This window comes from Desulfatiferula olefinivorans (assembly GCF_054657895.1).
In genome coordinates, this window is record NZ_BAAHXV010000078.1 from 1 (window position 1) to 3,438 (window position 3,438).

General features: G+C 37.6%; 3 protein-coding genes. All 3 read right to left on the bottom strand.

Features of this window, described 5'->3' with window-relative positions:
• Positions 1-31: 31 nt before the first annotated feature.
• Entirely contained in the window at positions 32-574 is a 543-nt protein-coding gene (locus ACYQ11_RS21775; RefSeq protein ID WP_459925941.1) for a hypothetical protein, read from the bottom strand.
• Between the two features lie 148 nt (positions 575-722).
• The gene (locus ACYQ11_RS21780) at positions 723-1,673 is read right to left on the bottom strand and encodes a hypothetical protein (protein WP_459925942.1); all 951 of its coding nucleotides are present in this window, start codon (positions 1,671-1,673) and stop codon (positions 723-725) included.
• A 610-nt stretch (positions 1,674-2,283) separates the two neighbouring features.
• A complete protein-coding gene (locus ACYQ11_RS21785) occupies positions 2,284-3,414 on the bottom strand; it encodes a CBS domain-containing protein (protein WP_459925943.1) in 1,131 nt (376 codons plus the stop codon).
• Positions 3,415-3,438: the final 24 nt, after the last annotated feature.

Sequence of the window (3,438 nt, forward strand, 5' to 3'; positions counted from 1 at the left end):
GCAAGCGGAAAGCGTCACCTGCACCCAATGGTTATGGCTTTAAGTCCCCAGACCAACCCGAGGCAATTGTTAGAATTCCATTATCTTGGATGGCTTGATTGTCATAAACCATTTTCTCAAACCTATCCACTTGCTCGAAAAACCTACGTGCATGCTCGGGGGTGAGATAGGGATCCCAATCAGTTGCTAACAGTTGATCGATATCTGCTAATGAAGCGATCTCTTTTTCCCTTCTTTTAGGTTTAGCGTGAACCATGTTATCTCGTAATTCTTTGAGTTTTTTGAGTGTTTGAAACGGCTCTTGAGACTCATCGAATTTGTAGCCCAGCTGTTCACAAACCCTACCAAGCTTCAAATGATACTTATCTCGCTCCTTCCATGATGGAACAATCACCTCACCTGCAAAATTGATCAAGGCCTCAACGGTCAGGCCGAGCGCCAATAGACAGCTCATGCAATCCAAGGCGATTGAATCCGTTGTTTCCTCGATCTGCTTACGCTCAATAACATTCAGATGGTAATAAGCTAAATTGAATAGATCGTGATGGGGATGAATTTTCGCTTGGTGTGCCATATCCCTGTGTCCTGATTTCCCTGATGCCATAACGTGGTGTTCAGTGGGCGGGCGTCGAATCGCGACAGCCGGCCAGAGAACAAAACTGGTTGAAAAAAGACAGTGGTTAACGAAGGCGCGCTGTAGCCCGATCCACTGGAACACATGGTTAGCCTTTATCATTTCGTGATATCATTAAATCAATAGGCTGAAATCGTTCACAAAATTCTAATGCAGTGTATTTCATTACTATAGCCGTAACACCTACTGCCAAAATTGGAATCCCAATGCTTAATTTTGCACACGTAGTTGCAATAGCTGAAGCAAAATAGCCATTATTAAATACCTTGGGTACTTGCTTGCTCCACAAATTGTAAATTTCACTTTCAGGATCACACACAGCTCGCCACCCTGCTCGTTTTAAAGTATCGACAACCTTTTTACCAAATTCAACAACCGATAAGGTTGGTGGTGGAGCTAATAATTTTTGATCGTTTATTGGCAGTAGTTTTACTGAATAATTTTTAATATCTTGAGTTAGCAACAATGAATCTTGGGGTAAACTATTACCCACCATAATAAATATTTCTTGATCTGATTTGTTTTTTAAAATTTCTACTGCTCTTTTGTGAAGCTCTTTTGGATCTAATTCTTCTGAATATTCCCTACGCAACTGGCCAAGGATACACTCAAACTCAATTCGCTTTAGCATTCTTTTTTGCAATTGGTTACGACGCTCATCAGATTTGATATTGTTAATATGTAACATTGCAGTTCGAATGTATTTTTTTGCAGCCTTAATTTCATTATTACGCAGATGACAAATGCCTAAGTGAACTGCAGCTTCCAGATAGGTTCTGGTATTTTCATTTGCTCGAATAAGAACACTATTATAACCTCTTTTTGCATAATCAATTCGATTATCGATCAGTGCGGCTTGAAAATACCAATTCTTTGCTTGTAATACTCGATGATGATCTCTATTCGTTGAAAACAATCTCTGGATTTTTTCCATGATATTATGCGCTTGGTTGAAATCACCATGCTTTGCAGCTTGTTTTAACTGAGGCTCAAGAATTCTTAATTTTTTTAAGACATCATCTGGTAATTTTGTTGTCATAGATTATTCTCATGAGGCTAACGTGTGCTTCACCGGCCGGGCGGCGAATCGAGACGCTGGGCCGATGGGCGAAAAAGGTTGAAAAACTAAAGACTTCCAAAAGGGACAAGCTCTAGCCCGGTCCGGTGGAAGCAATTGTTGGCAGATTGATTCACGGTGGCGAATGGATTGGGACCGGAGTTTATGAACCCAATGCCGGAGAACGTGGAAACAATATGCCAGGAGTGACAAAGAACAACCAGAACCAAACGCAGAACAAAGCCGTGAAAGCCTTCGAACGAACGGGCCGCCCTGAGAACGAAGGAGACGGAAACCGCCACAAGGGTTGAGCGGATGGGCCACCCTGAACGAGACAGCGGACGGATTTGAAAAGTCGTTCAACAGGAGAAAGCCCAAACTCCGATTTCTTTACAACTTTTCTTTTTGAAAGAGCAAATCAATTTTCTACTTTTTACCCAGACGTTCGTCCGACTGCCAACGAAGTTTTCAGTGGGCGGGCGGCGATTCACAACACCCGACCAGAAAACGAAATTGGTTGATAAACGAGATCGGTAAACGAAGGCACGCTCCCGCCTGATCCACTGCAAAACACTTGTTAGCATGATTCTATTTACTTTGGGAGTGTACTCATGATTGATTGAATCCAAATATATAAAAAATTTCCTGCTGCCCCAGAAACAGAACCTTTTATTATTAAATCAGATACTTGATCAAATAATGATGGGTTATTTTTTTTTACATTTACTAAAGCTTGTTTTATTTCATGTTCATCATCCGCTTTAATACCTTGTTCGATTTTATTTGATAATAAATTCAGAGACTTTTCAATATTATTATTACTACATTTCGATTCTAAAGAAAACAATTTGAGTAACATTCCTGAATTGTCCAATTGACCAGCTATCAATCTACCTACTTGTTCCCTAAGCCAAACAACTTCGTTTTCCATATTAAATATTCGATCTTTTTGAAAATTATATTGCTCTTTAGAAAAATTTAATAGTTCTTTAGTTTGTCTTAACTCTAAATTAGCAATTTCGAGTTTATTTTTTAAAGCTATTGATTCAATAGGATCTGGTAAAAACTGTTCAATTGGCGTATGACCTAATACAACCATACCATATTCATCAAAGCATTTTTCAATGATTTCAATATCTCCTTCAGAAGTAATAATTGTCATGATAACTTTATTTTCTTTTTGCTCAATTCTAAATCCAATGTCTTTCTCAGGATACTTATTGCGTAAAATAGTCCCAAAATATGATAATATTGTCAAACCGGCCTCATGGCATCCGGGAGGGAATTCAATTGGACGAGAAAATTCTTCTAATTCTAAAATTTTCAGATATCCTCCAATTTCAGATACTTTTTTTCTGCTAATTAGTCCTTCAAAATTTCCATTAAAGTCCACTATCAATAATTTTTCAATTCTATGTTGATGAATAATTTTAACAACTTCTTCGAAAGAAATACCTTGACTGGCAGTAACAAGATTTTTCGATGTCATTAAATCTTTAATCTTTAATTTCGATTGATTTGATTTAAGGTCTTTATTTGTTAAAAAGTAAATATCTCTTCTTGTTACAATTCCAACAAGTTGTTTTTTTCTTGTAACAATAATTGCTTCTATTTTTGGATCTTGTACAAGTTTAGGAACAACATCAACAATACTATTTTCAGGGCCACATATTATATACTGATCAGTAGTACAGTAAAAGTCTCTATCTATTTTATTTTTCAAAACGAAATTACCTCACTTCTGATG

Coding starts and splice junctions, on each gene's coding strand:
- ACYQ11_RS21775 (WP_459925941.1), bottom strand. CDS start 574: ATGGCACACCAAGCGAAAATTCATCCCCATCACGATCTATTCAATTTA.
- ACYQ11_RS21780 (WP_459925942.1), bottom strand. CDS start 1,673: ATGACAACAAAATTACCAGATGATGTCTTAAAAAAATTAAGAATTCTT.